This window comes from Paenibacillus sp. GCM10028914, assembly GCF_042666275.1.
Taxonomy (GTDB): domain Bacteria; phylum Bacillota; class Bacilli; order Paenibacillales; family Paenibacillaceae; genus Paenibacillus_AQ.
Map to the genome: position 1 here is coordinate 50,922 of NZ_JBHTFO010000003.1, position 14,639 is coordinate 65,560.

19 protein-coding genes are annotated in these 14,639 nt (G+C 39.8%); 17 read left to right on the forward strand and 2 right to left on the reverse strand.

The genetic code is table 11. From position 1 onward, the window contains the following. The first annotated feature begins 40 nt into the window (after positions 1 to 40). The 5 genes from ACFQV5_RS02365 (at position 41) to ACFQV5_RS02385 (ending at position 4,709) form a co-directional block, all read left to right on the forward strand. Positions 41 to 1,261 (forward strand): MFS transporter, encoded by a 1,221-nt coding sequence (locus ACFQV5_RS02365; protein WP_379243261.1) that lies wholly within the window; start codon positions 41 to 43, stop codon positions 1,259 to 1,261. Positions 1,262 to 1,539: 278 nt separating this feature from the next. Continuing rightward, on the forward strand, positions 1,540 to 2,148 hold the full coding sequence (gene cdiI / locus ACFQV5_RS02370; protein WP_379243263.1) for a ribonuclease toxin immunity protein CdiI: 609 nt from the start codon (positions 1,540 to 1,542) through the stop codon (positions 2,146 to 2,148). A gap of 236 nt (positions 2,149 to 2,384) precedes the next feature. After that, on the forward strand, positions 2,385 to 2,996 hold the full coding sequence (locus tag ACFQV5_RS02375) for a DUF2239 family protein (RefSeq protein ID WP_379243265.1): 612 nt from the start codon (positions 2,385 to 2,387) through the stop codon (positions 2,994 to 2,996). Between the two features lie 53 nt (positions 2,997 to 3,049). After that, positions 3,050 to 3,943, forward strand: a complete 894-nt coding sequence (locus ACFQV5_RS02380) for an alpha/beta fold hydrolase (protein ID WP_379243267.1) — start codon at positions 3,050 to 3,052, stop codon at positions 3,941 to 3,943. A 337-nt stretch (positions 3,944 to 4,280) separates the two neighbouring features. After that, positions 4,281 to 4,709, forward strand: coding sequence for an SRPBCC family protein (locus tag ACFQV5_RS02385; protein ID WP_379243269.1), 429 nt, complete (start codon positions 4,281 to 4,283; stop codon positions 4,707 to 4,709). 69 nt (positions 4,710 to 4,778) lie between these two features. Here the strand turns inward: ACFQV5_RS02385 and ACFQV5_RS02390 are convergent, their stop codons facing one another. Further along, on the reverse strand, positions 4,779 to 5,348 hold the full coding sequence (locus tag ACFQV5_RS02390) for a GNAT family N-acetyltransferase (protein ID WP_379243271.1): 570 nt from the start codon (positions 5,346 to 5,348) through the stop codon (positions 4,779 to 4,781). A 271-nt stretch (positions 5,349 to 5,619) separates the two neighbouring features. On the opposite strand from ACFQV5_RS02390, the gene ACFQV5_RS02395 reads away from it, so the two are divergent. The 6 genes from ACFQV5_RS02395 (at position 5,620) to ACFQV5_RS02420 (ending at position 8,430) form a co-directional block, all read left to right on the forward strand. After that, entirely contained in the window at positions 5,620 to 6,474 is an 855-nt protein-coding gene (locus ACFQV5_RS02395; RefSeq protein ID WP_379243273.1) for an ankyrin repeat domain-containing protein, read from the forward strand. 63 nt (positions 6,475 to 6,537) lie between these two features. Further along, positions 6,538 to 6,702: a hypothetical protein gene (locus ACFQV5_RS02400; RefSeq protein WP_379243275.1), complete on the forward strand. Its 165-nt coding sequence runs from the start codon at positions 6,538 to 6,540 to the stop codon at positions 6,700 to 6,702. A 158-nt stretch (positions 6,703 to 6,860) separates the two neighbouring features. Then, entirely contained in the window at positions 6,861 to 6,983 is a 123-nt protein-coding gene (locus ACFQV5_RS02405; protein WP_379243390.1) for a GNAT family protein, read from the forward strand. A gap of 32 nt (positions 6,984 to 7,015) precedes the next feature. Continuing rightward, the gene (locus ACFQV5_RS02410) at positions 7,016 to 7,597 is read left to right on the forward strand and encodes an SUKH-4 family immunity protein (protein WP_379243277.1); all 582 of its coding nucleotides are present in this window, start codon (positions 7,016 to 7,018) and stop codon (positions 7,595 to 7,597) included. Positions 7,598 to 7,894: 297 nt separating this feature from the next. After that, a complete protein-coding gene (locus ACFQV5_RS02415; protein WP_379243279.1) occupies positions 7,895 to 8,086 on the forward strand; it encodes a hypothetical protein in 192 nt (63 codons plus the stop codon). Then, the gene (locus ACFQV5_RS02420; RefSeq protein WP_379243281.1) at positions 8,047 to 8,430 is read left to right on the forward strand and encodes a hypothetical protein; all 384 of its coding nucleotides are present in this window, start codon (positions 8,047 to 8,049) and stop codon (positions 8,428 to 8,430) included. The genes ACFQV5_RS02415 and ACFQV5_RS02420 overlap by 40 nt, the downstream gene beginning before the upstream one ends. Positions 8,431 to 8,576: 146 nt before the next feature. Here ACFQV5_RS02420 and ACFQV5_RS02425 read toward each other — a convergent pair whose 3' ends face one another. Continuing rightward, the gene (locus tag ACFQV5_RS02425; protein WP_379243283.1) at positions 8,577 to 8,702 is read right to left on the reverse strand and encodes a TetR-like C-terminal domain-containing protein; all 126 of its coding nucleotides are present in this window, start codon (positions 8,700 to 8,702) and stop codon (positions 8,577 to 8,579) included. A 225-nt stretch (positions 8,703 to 8,927) separates the two neighbouring features. On the opposite strand from ACFQV5_RS02425, the gene ACFQV5_RS02430 reads away from it, so the two are divergent. The 6 genes from ACFQV5_RS02430 to ACFQV5_RS02455 all read left to right on the forward strand — a co-directional run bounded on the left by ACFQV5_RS02430 (position 8,928) and on the right by ACFQV5_RS02455 (position 13,968). Continuing rightward, entirely contained in the window at positions 8,928 to 9,707 is a 780-nt protein-coding gene (locus ACFQV5_RS02430; protein WP_379243392.1) for an alpha/beta fold hydrolase, read from the forward strand. A gap of 341 nt (positions 9,708 to 10,048) precedes the next feature. After that, positions 10,049 to 10,315 (forward strand): CD3324 family protein, encoded by a 267-nt coding sequence (locus ACFQV5_RS02435; RefSeq protein ID WP_379243285.1) that lies wholly within the window; start codon positions 10,049 to 10,051, stop codon positions 10,313 to 10,315. Positions 10,316 to 10,471: 156 nt separating this feature from the next. Beyond that, positions 10,472 to 11,554: a nucleotidyltransferase domain-containing protein gene (locus ACFQV5_RS02440; protein ID WP_379243287.1), complete on the forward strand. Its 1,083-nt coding sequence runs from the start codon at positions 10,472 to 10,474 to the stop codon at positions 11,552 to 11,554. A gap of 157 nt (positions 11,555 to 11,711) precedes the next feature. Beyond that, positions 11,712 to 12,359: a hypothetical protein gene (locus tag ACFQV5_RS02445; protein ID WP_379243289.1), complete on the forward strand. Its 648-nt coding sequence runs from the start codon at positions 11,712 to 11,714 to the stop codon at positions 12,357 to 12,359. A 346-nt stretch (positions 12,360 to 12,705) separates the two neighbouring features. Next, positions 12,706 to 13,272, forward strand: coding sequence for an NAD(P)H-dependent oxidoreductase (locus tag ACFQV5_RS02450; RefSeq protein ID WP_379243291.1), 567 nt, complete (start codon positions 12,706 to 12,708; stop codon positions 13,270 to 13,272). Between the two features lie 174 nt (positions 13,273 to 13,446). Next, complete coding sequence (locus tag ACFQV5_RS02455) at positions 13,447 to 13,968, forward strand: TetR/AcrR family transcriptional regulator (protein WP_379243293.1); 522 nt, start codon at positions 13,447 to 13,449, stop codon at positions 13,966 to 13,968. The last annotated feature ends 671 nt before the right edge of the window (positions 13,969 to 14,639 follow it).

A 14,639-nucleotide genomic window follows, 5' to 3' on the forward strand; every position in this document is an offset into this window, starting at 1 on the left:
ATAATTTACATATCATACAGCTTAGAAGGATGGGGTAGAAATGTCGGAAGAACGACAGAGAATATGGACGAAAGATTTCGTCATTATTTGTTTAAGCAGTTTTTTTATGTTCCTTACTTTTTACGTATCAGCTACAGCTTTTCCACTATATTTACGAGATAATTTAAGTGGCAATGCACAGCAAATGGGATTAGTGATTACCATTTACGTCATTGGGGGAGTTATTATCAGGCCATTTTCCGGTCTGTGGGTGGATCGTTTCGGTAAAAAGAATCTTGCACTTATCGGGATGATCATTTTCTTGTTAGCTTGTATAAGCTACTTCGGTGCAAAAGGAATCACCATTTTCTTGTTAATTCGTTTTATACATGGAATGAGTTATGCAGTTGCCTCAACGGCAACAAATACAATGGCAGCCTCTATGATTCCATTCACCCGAAAAGGAGAAGGAATGGGGTACTTTAGTATGTTTATGAGTATAGCCATGGTTATTGGAGCTGCTTTTGGCCTGTTGCTCTGGAAAGATCAAAATGGAATGTTGCTCCTGACAGCGATTAGTGTTATAGCTTTTATTTCTTTGCTATTAGTACTTCCACTTAAGGATAACAGCCACTCTAAAGATCAAATGAAGCAACTTGCTTCCCCCCAAAAATTCCGTCTCAAAGAAATCTTTGAACCGAAAGCATTACCCATTTCATTCATTGGATTCATTTTGGCGTTTTCTTACAGTCCTATCGCAGGTTTTATCGCTCCTTTCACTAGTGAAATTCATCATTCTGAAGTAGCTGGTATGTTTTTCGTTGTCTTTGCGATTATGATTGTTGTTTTTAGGCCGCTGGTTGGCAAACTATTTGACAACTATAGCGAGCATTTTTTGTATTATCCAGGCATTGTTTTATTTGGGGGTGGGCTACTCCTTTTGAGCCATGCACATTCAGGAACTTTTGTGCTACTAGCTGGAGTATTTATGGGAATCGGTTTTGGTGCACTCTTTCCTTGTTTCCAAGCACTTGCAATAAAGCTTTCTCCCACACACCGAACAGGAGCTGCAAACGGTACATTTTTCCTCCTTTTTGATTTGGGATATGGGGTTGGATCATATGTAATGGGCTCCATCAGTTCCCATACGAATTATCGTACGATGTTTACAGTTGCTGGTATTATCGCGCTGGTCTCAATGCTATTTTACTATTTTATTCATCATAAACGCTTAGCGCCTATGGAGAGAATCAATCACACAATTACCGAAGTTGTTGAATAAAACAGATGAATTTTCTGAGACTACTTTGATCTAATACTTAGTAACATAGTAATTATGAATGTAAAAAAAGTCTTTGGTGATTGTGCCAAGGACTTTTTTATATTTATGCTGTCGGGTGACAAGAACATTGTTACATTACCGATATGATGTTATCAGCAGCAGGCAAGGTTAAAGTGCGATTGTTGTTAGGATAACGGGCAGGATAATTTCGAATGTTACTAATTATTTGAAAATTATTCTAGGATTCATATTATTATTATCTTTTAATAGTTGAAGACATGCAAAGGTATTTTGGAACATCGAAACAGGAAGCGGTAGATCGCGTCAACAGTTACTGGGGCGGGCTAGATCGCACAGATCAAGATTACCGTGAGAAACCAGCTTATTGGGCTTATCAAATTTACAGTGAAGATGAACGATGGTGGAATATGAAGAAGGAGGATATTACACCACGTGAGTATTCAAAGTCAAAAATCTGTATTTATCCTGATGAACCATTAGATGATGAATATCTACCTAATTTTAAAATTGCAGAAGCCGAAGAATACAGATTAATTAAACTATACTATTCTAATATTAAGGATGAAAATTTTTTAGATGTCTTGGAAAACTATCAGGAGTTACGAGGGAACCAGGAAGATAGTATGTGGTGTGTTTTTGCAAATCAATTTGGTCCTTGGGATGATATTTATTTTGGAGAAACAGGAGTTATGTACTTTATTGAATCCTCAATTGATGGAGATTACCACGAATTCGTTGTAGATAACGATCATTTCTATAACTATCTTGAATCTGCAAGCTTGGAGTACTTAAAACGAAATCCAAAAGATGAACAAGTCGTAAAGGGTTATTTAAAACAGATTAAAAACAAACTGGGGCTAAACTGAAATGATCATGATTTATGAATTAGTACGAAAATGAAGCCGTTCGATAGTTATAGCCCCGTCAAGTAGACACGAATAAAAGGCATGTGATCTGCGACCATTTCACGGTTTATTACCGGGGAATGGTCGTTTTGCTTTATCAAGATACATAACAATCGAATAATTATACCCGGGTAATATTGACCTTTTATTTTACCCGGGTATAATTATTAAAGAAGTTATAAAGAAGGAGGTATAGCATGCAGACTGAACCAACTACAATAAGTTGTACTGCCTTTGTAGGGAGGAAGAGTATTGCCAAAGGGACACTGCAGCACGTTGTTGCTATCATAAAGGATACCCTGAATGACAAGGAATTCGCCCAATTGCTAATCTTTGACGATTTTACCGGAAAACCAATCGATATTGATTTTCGTGGGAAAACAGCTGAAGTACTTCAACGATTGAGCAGCCAGGCTGGCCATGCACCAGATGTGGAAGGAAGTGAACAACCAACGCGGCGGGTTGGTCGTCCCAAGCTGGGGGTAGTATCCGGTGAGGTTACTTTGCTTCCTCGACATTGGGATTGGCTTAAATCTCAACCCGGAGGAGCCTCAGTAACTTTGCGAAAACTGGTCGATGAAGCTCGCCGTTCTGGGGAAAATGAGAGTAAGGTTCGCGCGGCACAAGAAGCAAGTTATCGTTTTATGACGGCAATGGCGGGCGATTCCCCTCAGTACGAAGAGGCCTTGAGAGCACTGTATGCTGGGAACCAGAATCGTTTTTATCAGTTGATTGACGATTGGACACCCGATATCAGAGACCATATTAAAACATTAGCCGAGAATGCATTCGTAAAGGGAGAGACCTAAGAACAACTTCAAACGGCGTATCTGACAGTCATTTAATGAAGGAGAAAACAACAATGAATATTCTGAAAGTAAACGGCATCGATCTCGCCTATGACAGCTATGGCAACGAAGCTGACGAAACCATTCTTCTGATCGCCGGGCTTGGGACCCAGATGATCCGTTGGACGGTTCCGTTTTGTGAGATTTTGGCGGCGCGCGGATTTAGAGTCATTCGCTTCGACAATCGTGATACCGGTCTATCCACACACTTTAACCATTACGCTACGTTAGATTTTGAAGCACTCGCAAAAACACTTATGTCGGGACTGCGCCCGGATATTCCATATACACTTGATGATATGGCTGACGATGCGATCGGTCTGCTTGATGCTCTTGGGATAAAAAAGGCTCATTTCGTTGGCCGCTCGATGGGCGGCATGATTGCCCAGCTTGCAGCCAGCAGATACCCTGAACGGGTTCTTTCCCTTACTTCCATCATGTCGACAACAGGAAATCCTGAGCTTCCACCAACATCCCCGGAAGTCATGGGTTTGATGACTCGACCCGCACCGAATCCAGCGGAGAATGAGGCAGGGTATTTGGCTCATAGCCTGGCTTTTGCCAAACGTATTGCCGGTACCGGCTATCCGTTCGATGAGAACGAGTATTGTTCGCTGATTCGAGAGGAAGTTCAGCGAGCTTATGACCCGGGCAGTGTTGGACGACAAATCGCAGCAATTGCCGTTTCTGGCGATCGTCGTCCGTATCTCGAAAAAATAAATGTTCCAGCATTAATCATTCATGGAATGGACGACCCTATGTTTGTCCCTGCGTGTGGAGAAGATACGGCGCAAGCCATTTCTGGTGCTGAGCTTATGTTGCTTGAAGGCATGGGACATGAGCTTCCGCCGCAGCTATATCAAACCATTGCTGATGGCATCGAACGAATAGCCCGACGCAGAGGGTAACTCGTAGTATGAAGAAAAAACTTCTATTAGATAAATGCTTATGAATTGTTATTTGAGTCGTGTCGGATGACAAAAACATAGTAACATTAGAAGCCGCTGATTATGCGGCTTTATATATATATGTAATCAAGTTCTTGTAGTTATAACAATTTGAATATTAAATAAGCGTTATTACTACGCCAACAGGCAGTTTAGTTGAAAAAGGATAAAATGTTTTTTTATAGAAAATATATTAAATGCTTTATATCGAAAGTGTTTTTGGATTACCGCTTTCAATATCTAAATGAAATTAAAAATTATTCATAAATTTAATCCTTATAAGAAGGGAATGAGAAATATGGCAAATATCGAGCACTTACAGACTGTGAATGTTCCCGCTTCAACTGTCTATGAAGCATTAACCACTACAAAAGGACTTTCAGAAATATGGACAAACGAACTAGTAGTCAATGATCAAATCGGTTGTATAAATGAGTTCAGATTCGGCGGCAAAGGCTTAACAAAGATGCGAGTTGATGAGCTTGTTACCGATAAAAAGATTCTGTGGCATTGTGTTGATTCAGATCCAGAATGGATAGGTACGACAATTTCTTTTGATATGGAGGAAAAAAACGGGAAGACTTCAATCGTTTTTCGTCAGATGAATTGGGAGGAAGTGACCACATTTTATCGCTTATGTAATTATAACTGGGCTATTTTTTTGTACAGTCTTAAACAGTATTGCGAAGAGGGCGAGGGTCTCCCGTATCATAAACGGAAGTTTTAGGGCAATCATTCGTTCAACTAACGGGGTTCATGCTTATGATTATGTTTTTGTCGATCACTACGGCATCTGTTATTTCCCAACTAGATTTTTAATCGCCAACATCGAATGATCTTGAATGATGCCTGTGTCTACGAAATCAAATGCAGCGTATAATGTTTTAGCTTTGACATTACTTGTTCGATAAAAAAGGGTTACATATTCTGCTTCCCCGTATGGCATAGTTTCAATATCCATCAACATTTTTTCAAAGGCAAGTTTGCCATATCCTTTCCCTTTATAACCCTTTTCAATCATCATATGCCAAATAAAATAGCTCTTCTTTCCGTAAAAAACTTCATTTTCAAATGATTCGTGATCCAACGTATCATAAATATACATCAAAAAACCAACCGCAACGCCATCAGCATAAATGGCTAAGGGATTCGCTGGTATCCCATCTGCGATCAACACATGAGCGTCTGCAAAGCTTCGGAGGTTCGTAGTTTCTATAAATTCTTTCTGGTTTTCTCCAACTTCAAGTGCTATTACTTCATCTATGTTATCCCTGGTTAATTTTCGTAATTCAATCATTTCTTTATTTCCTCTCCTAGGACAATCCACTACCACACATAGTGTAAAAATTCCAAGTATCTTTTCCATTATTCAAAAAATAGGGTACAAAATATTCACCAATGCTTGTTCCGCTAAAGATTGCTGAACAAACTAAAACGTCCTTTTAAAAACAATACCATGTTAATATCTTACAAGCCAGATATATGTTACTAAACCCGTTTCTTTTCAAAAAATAATGTTACGGATTACCGAGTGTCGGACTAGGAGCAGGGCTCTATAGAAAATATCTAAGTTTCATCCAGAATCAGACCGATATATAGTTGGTAATACTACATATTTTGCAAACTCGGAGGATTCTATGTCTAAAAAAATTATGTTGTTAATTTCCTTGGTTATGTTATTTACTGCTTGCTCTAACGAAACGAAGGTGGTAGATGAATCAATAGTCCCGCCATTATTTAAAGCTGTTCGAGATAAAGATACTGCTAAAGTTAAGGAGTTAGCTAAAGGAAAGCCAGAATTAATAAATGATCTTTACCAAGGAGAATCTGTACTTCATGCAGCGATTTACTCTGGTGAAATCGAGATCATTCAATCGTTGGTCGAAGCGGGTGCCGACATTACATTGAAAAATGAATCCGGAGAAAGTCCTTTTTTTGTTGCAGCAGATTTAGCCAATGTAAAGGCGATATATTACTTTTTGGATAAAGGAGCCAATCCAAACGAGGTGAATTTAGTAGGTGATACTCCATTGATGAAATTTGCCGTTCGAGGAGGCATTCCCGTTGATGTATTTCTCGAAGTATTGGACCGAATGATAGATGAGGGTGCAGATTTAACGATAAAGAATAATCAAGGAGATACCTTTTATTCTAAGGTAAAGCCAATGTTAGAAACACAGAACACCATTAATGAGATAGAGAAGCGGCTACCAGACCCTCAAAGGGATGAAATTAAAGTATTGGATACATTAGAAAGTCATCCAGACTCTAGTGCTTATAGAACAATTTACGGAGACATTATAGGGTGCCCGAATAGTGGGATGGGAGCAATGGTTGTAAGTATAGATGGAGTTGTTCATGCTATTAACGGTATTGCGATTGGATATTATAAAAATCTCCCTGAATATACTGGAGAACACTTTGATGAGTATGTGTCGGCTTGTAATAAAGGGTTAGAGGAAACTGAACTGGATCCTGTAATTGAACCTTGAACATCCCCTTTAATTGGTAATCTTTAAAGAGGTGATAGAGTGAAAATAAAAAGGAGGTTGAGTATGGAAATTAAGTTGCGAGAAATTGTAGAAAATGATTATACAGAAGTTGTTTTTTTATTGAACGATGTACTTAGAGTTCGCAATGTTAATATTGAAAACTTTCGAGTTACTATGGAAAACATGAATAATGCTGGAAATTACAAAACATTCGTTGCATTATTTTAAAATGAGGTAGCTGGTTTCGTGACTATAGTTCAGGCGTTATCCGTAAGGTACACGATTGGTTATATACATATTCAAGGTCTTGCTGTCAAAAAGGAATTACACAACATAGTGGGATAGGTACAAAACTACTAAGACACACTGAGAATTATGCTAAAGAAATAGGAATATCAAGTATAATTTTATGTAGCGGATTTAAGCGAACTGACGCCCATGCTTTTTATGTGCACAATGGCTATGACAAAGATTCCTACTGCTATGATAAGATGATTAAACTTGACTAACCATTATACAAGCGAAGAGAGGGAAAGGATCTTTGAAACGTGTTGTCGTCTATGATCCGGATCTTGTCAGATCCGTCAATTTGCCTGAGGAGGTAGAGGTATACTTGCTTAAGGAAGGGCTTCCTCTTATCGAGCCCGCGGATGCGGTCTTAGGCGTTCACTTCCAATCATTCGCGGATATGGGGCTTCTTCACCTTGGAGAAAGTAAGCTACTTCCTATCGGATACGAATGGGAGCCGGAAAGCGCCATTTTGGGGCTGGCTCAAGGTTCGGGGCATCTATGTTACTTCCAACCGTGCTCCGGACAATCAGGATTCGTCAACTCGGATGTCCGTCTGTTTTTGTTGTTCTTATCCTGCGTCCGATCTTTTATAGTAAGTCACTCTGAAGGTGATCAAGTGACGATATGGACGGCCGAGGAGATGCGTGAACGACTGGCCGCTTTCCGCCGAGGTGAGATCGTCCCGCAGCGTCCGAAACGACCAGTCTTTGACCGGAAGACGGAGTTGACCCGGATGCGGGCTTTTTTTGAAGAGAAGGATGCGGCCAGCCTGGCAGACGAAAACCATTGGTGGAGCTGCGTGCTTGAGCAACTGGAAGACGGCTTGTTATAGAACTTAGCAGACAGTATCTTCCGTCCGAACAGGAGTGAAGATATCAAAAAGCATTAATTAGTTAGACACGATTGGATGATGGTAATCATATAAAGATGCGAACAATGATAGGTTCTATTCTTTTCAATGGTGTATTAATGGTCACTTTGAAGCAAACAAAGGAAACAGGAATTAAGGGACACAGAGGGCATGGTTTTGGGATGACTATTAAACTAACGGGATACGATAACTCAATCAAATTATGAAGGCAGCTGATCATTGAGATTGGCTGCCTTTATTTAACTAACGGCGGCTATAATGGACCAATTTACTCAACTTGAAAAAGGGATCAATGATTGGCTATATGGAATCGAGCTGCTTCCTAGAACACTTGCTCATCAGGACTTTTATGAGATGAATATCATGTTGAATTCTGTTCAACAACAAGAAGGGAAACTAACCTTAATTGATTGGCAATTCGCAAGTATTTCAGGATCGGTGAGGATTTAGGGCGGTTCTTAGGTTTAAGTGTTAGTCGGGGTCAGATACCGATTGAACATTTTAAGATCTACCTTGAATTATTTATTTCTTCTTATTTAAAAGGGATGAGGAAGGCTGGGTGGGATGGAGACGAAGACCTGCCTCGTTTCGGATTTCTAGCTGCATTTGCCTTACGTTCGGTATGGGAAGTGCCGAAAATGCTCAAAAATCTTTTACAAAATCCTGAATCACACGAAAGTAAAAAACTGATGTTAATTACGGAATTGCAAATGGAAATTTCAATAGAAGTTGAGAGACTTCGTGTCAATTCAATACTCAAGAAAAAAGGGCAAGAACATGTTCCAAAAACATAGTAGCAATAGAAGTCGCTGATGTGAACAGCACCCCAATTGATAGATTGAGTCTAACAATTGGGGTGCTGTTCACAAGGATGGCCTTTAAACTTGTAGTACAGCACAATAACGGTAGCATGAGCTATATCCTTGAAGAATTCACTTTTTCAAACCAGCTGCAAAATATCAACGTGAACTGTTATGGTTGAAAGGGTTCGAGCCATTTCTTCAGGAGTTTCTTTCCTTCCACTATTTAGCCATTCTTGAATTACTCCAAAATGAGTTGATGCCATATAAGATGTTACATATTTCAAAGGAACCAATGATTCATCCTCATTTATATATTTGTTTCTTGCCCGACTCTCGTAGCACTCGCTTGCTCATCCGCATGCAGAATACCCTGCTTCAATGTGAAAACACACGATCGCAACAAAGTTTAACGCGGAAATCAGGCATTCACCCAGCCTTGGGTGAATATCTTAATGGGAAATTACTTTTTAATAATTGAGGTGATACACTTGGGATACTTTGTAACTGTAGAACCAGGGGTCAACGTATTTATAGAGGACATCAATACGAAGGGAAATAAAACGATACTTTTTATACATGGATGGCCGCTAAACCATAAACAATTCGAATATCAGTTCAATTTCCTTCCAACGCTTGGATATCGTTGTATCGGAATGGACTGGAGGGGATACGGTAATTCGGATAAACCTTTTAGCGGGTACAGTTTCGATAGATTAGCAGATGATGTCCGGATGGTCATCGAGACATTACAGTTAAGAGACATAACACTGGCAGGACACTCTACCGGAGGCGCGATCTCGATTCGTTATATGGCTCGTTACAAAGGGTATGGGGTATCTAAACTCGTCCTGATCGACGCTGCCTCTCCATCTAGCGTTCCAAAAGAATTTACAAATAAAATCATAGAAGATACAAATCATGACCGACCGCAAATGCTTCAAGACCAAACGGGAATTTTTTTCTTTCAGTATATTTCCGAACCGAAATCCGATTGGTTCGTTTTAATGGGATTACAAGCGGCGAATTGGGCGACTTCCGCCATTATGGTCACGCTTCGAGATGAAGATGTTTACAACGATCTCGGTCAGATCGATGTACCCACATTAATCATCCACGGAATTCATGATAAAGTCGTTCCGTTTACCCAAGCTGAGGAAACTAATAAACTGATCAAAAATTCGAAGCTAGTTCCGTTCCATTACAGCGGCCATTGCGCTTTTTTAGAGGAGCGCGATAGATTCAACCAATTATTATCTTCTTTTGCTTAACGACTCGGAATAGCAACACCGTTGCCAATTAATTCATAAGCGTAGAAGCTGCACAAGTACTTCAGTATAGGTGTTCAATCGTGACAGCCATAAAAGGCATCGTTAAACACTTGAACAACAAGCTTTGATATAATAGCAGATAACAGGTATCTATTTTTCTATGGAGGTGAGACCTTTTGAAAACAATCGGGGTAGGTTTCTTACATGCATGGCTCTATGCAAAGCCAGTGTAGGATATGGCAATGCTTTGCATAGAGTCTAGGAACAATCACACTGCCAGCGATGAATCGTAATATTCTACTAACTGGCTTTGCACCTTATTGATTTAAGGAGTGAAGCACATGAAATATTCAAAAGCCGAAATTATTTTTCCAGAAGAATTGCTACGTATCATTCAAGAATACGTTCAAGGCGAATTGGTTTATATCCCAAAACCCAAAGAGGCACACTTAAAATGGGGCGAGAAAACACATAGCAAGAGTAGGGTTTCTGCTCGAAACGCTGAGATTAAATCCTTATTCCACAATGGAGTCAGCATAAGCGAGTTGGCGGAGCGGTATTTCTTGTCCTGTGAAAGCATAAAGAAAATTATTTATAAAAAGAACTAATGAAATCCGCTAAATCGTCGTATCGATGGTTTAGCGGATTTTGTGCAAAGATGAATTAAATCAACTTATACATAGCAACTGCACCTCTAAATCGATAGACTCAAGTTAAGGTTGTTCTGATGAAGGACGGCCGGCTCATACGAAGGGGTGTAACGAATGAACGAAAACATAAAAAAGAAGCTGCTGGGCAAAAATGAACTGCTGATCAACATGGTGATCGAACGCGCAAGAAGAGATTTTCTAGACGATATCGCAATTATTGGGCTAACGGGTTCATTTAGCACCGGGGATTTTCACGAGAAGAGCGATCTTGATTTAATTATCATTAATAATACAGAAAGAGGATGGGAAATATCCGATTGCTTCATCTTTGATGACGTTGGATATGACATCTATTGCACGCCTTGGGATACAAGAATACACGCGCAGTCTACCTTGGAGAGTCCCAACGTATCGAGCCTAACCGAGCTCAAAGTACTCTATTATGCAAAGCCTGAGGATTTGGAGAAACTAAACGAATTCAAGCAAAAAGCTCTTGATGCACTTGCGAAGCCGATAGGAGAAGCGTGTCTTAATCGAGCAAAAAAATGGATCGATCTGGCTAAGCAAGCATACAGCGATACGATCCTGGGTGAAGATATCGGATCAGTGCGACATGCATCTGCCAGCGTTCTGTACAATCTAGTCAATGCCTTGGTCAGCATGAATAACACGTGCATCAAACGAGGAATCAAGCGATATTTGGAAGAAATACGCTCGTATCGCTATGTTCCGGATGATCTCGAACCCTTATACATGTCAGTCATCGAAGCTCACACTATTGAAGATATCCGAATAGCATCTTTTAATATGTTGAATAGCGTTACCAAGCTACATAGCACAATGTGTGATAACTTCATTTTTAAACCTGCTCCAACTTTTGAAAATCTGAGGGGAACTTATGAAGAATTGTGGTGTAACTACCGCAATAAAATCTTGAACAGTGTTATAACGAACGATGCCTCCTATGCCTTTCTTTCGGCCTTTGGAGCACAGGATTATCTTGATGAAATGGCTGCGGAGAAAGGAACCAAGAAATTTGATCTTATGCAGTACTTTGATGCTAGTGATTTATCAGTAATGAAAGAGAAGTTCCTTGAAATGATGGATGAATATGTAGACGAATATGGTAAAGTCGGCAGAGAAGTTGAACGTTTTACAACCTTCGAACAACTATATGCCCATTATATGAATCATTGACCTTATATCCCAGTTCGTAATAAGTTTATGGACAAGAACATGAGCCGATTACCGATTAGATAAGTATCCAACTATTTTCGTGCAATTTCATTAAGCTAACGGGCAGGATCGTGTAACATTACGGCTTTCTGAGCGTTTAAAAGTTGAGGTGATTTTGATGAAAGTTGTTTACACTTTCCTTTTGGTAATTTTGATCGCTGGTTGTACGGAATTAAATACTAAGTCTCCTGTTTCAGAATCAAATTTAGAGTCCGAAGCATCGTATGTAGACTATATTAATATTGGAGATAAGCACTATCTAAATGCTTGGGAACTTGCGTTGACCGATACAAATGGAATCACAGAAATTGGTGAGGTTGAGAAAGGATCTATAATACCGAAAGGTACTCCGGTATACGAAATTGCGGGCTATCCTGAACACGATGTAGTTGCAGTAAAAACCGGCTATAACAATACTGGCTTAGTATCCAATATCTCTGGATATCTTCTTTACGTACTGCATGAGGAGGGGAAGTCTCATTATCCGAATATCCATGATCAACAAATCAATCAGATCAATATTTATAGAAGTAGTAAATTACTACGAGAATTGAAAGGAGAAGATATAGGTAGTTTTCTTACTTTATTCCAACAGCAAGGACCGTACAATGAATTTCAATTCGAAAAAGAAGCTGAATATTCTGTTCTATTTATAGGAGATAATGCGTTAGGCACTAACTACAGGGTAATGGAAAAGAACGGACAGTTTGGGCTTCCTCATATTGAGAGCAAACTACCAGATGAAATCGCGTATTATTTTATGTAGTATTTCATATTGAACCAAAGTATTGTGAGCATTACGCTAAAGGAATACGTAAGATTTAATGAGGAGGGGCTGAATAAAATCAGCCCTTTATGAGATTACGAATGGGGGTTGCGTATCTGGCAAAAATAGGATACAATCCTTTTTAGTTAGTGATTGATCAATTACAACTCGTTGGTAGGTAATCTCGACGAATAAGAATATTGAAAATGTAGCACCGAATAAAAGTAAATTCATCTTCGAGCTAATTGTATAAAGAAAAAAGCATAAAGTTCTCAAAATTTGTAATCATGTAATTGATCAATCACTAACAAAATATAAAGAACTGAAACTGAGAGGAGATAACCCCATGAATCATTTGTTTGTGTATGCTCATCCGAGAAAAGAAAGTTTTAACCATGCCATTCTGGAGACTGCTGTCCAAGCCCTTCAGGAAAAGGGACACGAAGTTATCGTGCGCGATTTGTACGCAATGGAATTTCAACCTGTCATTAGCAGCAGTGAAATTTTGGGTGGAGTTGGCGAGGACATTGAACAGGAGCAGGAGTATCTGAAGTGGGCGGACGTCATCACTTTCATCTATCCAATATGGTGGACCGGACTCCCAGCAATCGTAAAAGGCTATATTGAACGGGTCTTTACTTATGGGTTTGCCTACCGTTACGTTAAAGGCGAGCAAATGGGATTGCTAAAAGGAAAAAAAGCTATAATCATCAACACACAAGGAAAATCGCATGCCCAGTATGCAGCCAGCGGCATGGATAAGGCGCTACGACTGACTTCCGACAAAGGAATATTTGAATATTGCGGCATAGAAGTCTTGCACCATGAATTTTTTGAGTCCGTACCGAGCTCCGATGAGGCGACGCGAACGGCTTGGTTGAAACAGATCGAAGGCATGGCAGCCAAAGCGTAGGTAATCGTCTCTTAAAGATTGAACAGTTGTATAGGGCTGGATTTCTCATCCTGTTTATGACAGGAAACATTCTGGTTTCTCCGTCTTCGTAAAGAGCATTTGTTGAATTGATCCTTCGCCCCTAGTATAATTAATTTTTATTGATCAATTCACTTTCTATAGGGAGGAACATTAATGGCGAAATCCGAAACTGCAGCAGTCAATCGAAGAGCGGACATTATTTCAGCTGCAATCGAAGTGTTCTCGGAAATAGGCTACTATCGGGCGACGACAGCGCAAGTGGCGAAAAGGGCGAACATCTCCCAGCCTTATGTATTTCGATTTTTCGCTACAAAAGAGCAGCTGCTGTTGACAGCGATTGAGGTGTCATGGACCCGAGTCATTGAATCATTCCGTAAAATTGTGGAGACGGCTTCCGCTGAAACGCTTGAGAAGCAGTTGATCCAAGAGTACGAGAGCATTCTGACCAAACACCAGAATGAGATATTCTTGCAGTTACAAGCACAGACCATTCGAGAGGAAGCCATTCAACAGACGATGCGTGACGGGTTTAAGCAAGTGCGAGAGCTTGTACTTATGGCCTTTTACAATGCTGGCATTGCAAACCCCGAAGAGCGGACCATGCTGTTCCTCGCACGTGGAATGCTGTGCAATGTCGCAGTGGCGATCCAAATGCCAGAATTGATGAAAAGGTGAGTGAGAAATTAGTTTAAGATGTTTAATAATCACTAGTTAGTGATTGATCGATTAATATTAAGAATACGGATTATTCTGAAGCACTGAACTGGAAATGTCTTTAGAGAGACAAAAATGGGTAAAAGAAATTACTTTATATCTAATAATACAGCCTGTCTCAAAGTTAACTTATGAGATAGGCTGTATTTATTAGTTTCTTACAATGTTACTCCTAACAAACTCAGAATCATTAATGAGTATGTTCTCGATATTTATGTTACGGAATTGGAACGATACCAAATTGCCCGAGAGCCCGACATCCGTTTCATGGCATCGATTGGACATGCTGTTGTGCACATTGGTTTTCGGAGATAAGGTTGTCAAAATCCAATGATAAGAACATTGTTAGATTCCCGATTTGATTTCATCGACGGCGGTAGACGCCCTTTTTTTAAACTAATATTACTAGTTCGAGATAAAGATACAGCTAAAATTAAGGTGTTAGCTAATGGGGGACGTCTATGCAAAAGCGGTCGATCAGTTTGCGGCATTAATGGTCGGGCGGAAACATGAAAGCTCCCCTAAGCGTGAGCTTTTTTTGGATAGAACATACAGGTCATTCCCATTGAATTTCCTTTTATCTGTAACCTTTTGGAAAAAAATGCGTTTAAAGGGTAAAGAGAAAGGAGAGA

Excerpts from the sequence above, each read along its gene's own strand:
- ACFQV5_RS02365 (WP_379243261.1), top strand. The coding sequence starts at position 41 with ATGTCGGAAGAACGACAGAGAATATGGACGAAAGATTTCGTCATTATT.
- cdiI (WP_379243263.1), top strand. The coding sequence starts at position 1,540 with ATGCAAAGGTATTTTGGAACATCGAAACAGGAAGCGGTAGATCGCGTC.
- ACFQV5_RS02375 (WP_379243265.1), top strand. The coding sequence starts at position 2,385 with ATGCAGACTGAACCAACTACAATAAGTTGTACTGCCTTTGTAGGGAGG.
- ACFQV5_RS02380 (WP_379243267.1), top strand. The coding sequence starts at position 3,050 with ATGAATATTCTGAAAGTAAACGGCATCGATCTCGCCTATGACAGCTAT.
- ACFQV5_RS02385 (WP_379243269.1), top strand. The coding sequence starts at position 4,281 with ATGGCAAATATCGAGCACTTACAGACTGTGAATGTTCCCGCTTCAACT.
- ACFQV5_RS02390 (WP_379243271.1), bottom strand. The coding sequence starts at position 5,348 with ATGGAAAAGATACTTGGAATTTTTACACTATGTGTGGTAGTGGATTGT.
- ACFQV5_RS02395 (WP_379243273.1), top strand. The coding sequence starts at position 5,620 with ATGTCTAAAAAAATTATGTTGTTAATTTCCTTGGTTATGTTATTTACT.
- ACFQV5_RS02400 (WP_379243275.1), top strand. The coding sequence starts at position 6,538 with ATGGAAATTAAGTTGCGAGAAATTGTAGAAAATGATTATACAGAAGTT.
- ACFQV5_RS02415 (WP_379243279.1), top strand. The coding sequence starts at position 7,895 with ATGGACCAATTTACTCAACTTGAAAAAGGGATCAATGATTGGCTATAT.
- ACFQV5_RS02425 (WP_379243283.1), bottom strand. The coding sequence starts at position 8,702 with ATGGCATCAACTCATTTTGGAGTAATTCAAGAATGGCTAAATAGTGGA.
- ACFQV5_RS02435 (WP_379243285.1), top strand. The coding sequence starts at position 10,049 with ATGAAATATTCAAAAGCCGAAATTATTTTTCCAGAAGAATTGCTACGT.
- ACFQV5_RS02440 (WP_379243287.1), top strand. The coding sequence starts at position 10,472 with ATGAACGAAAACATAAAAAAGAAGCTGCTGGGCAAAAATGAACTGCTG.
- ACFQV5_RS02445 (WP_379243289.1), top strand. The coding sequence starts at position 11,712 with ATGAAAGTTGTTTACACTTTCCTTTTGGTAATTTTGATCGCTGGTTGT.
- ACFQV5_RS02450 (WP_379243291.1), top strand. The coding sequence starts at position 12,706 with ATGAATCATTTGTTTGTGTATGCTCATCCGAGAAAAGAAAGTTTTAAC.
- ACFQV5_RS02455 (WP_379243293.1), top strand. The coding sequence starts at position 13,447 with ATGGCGAAATCCGAAACTGCAGCAGTCAATCGAAGAGCGGACATTATT.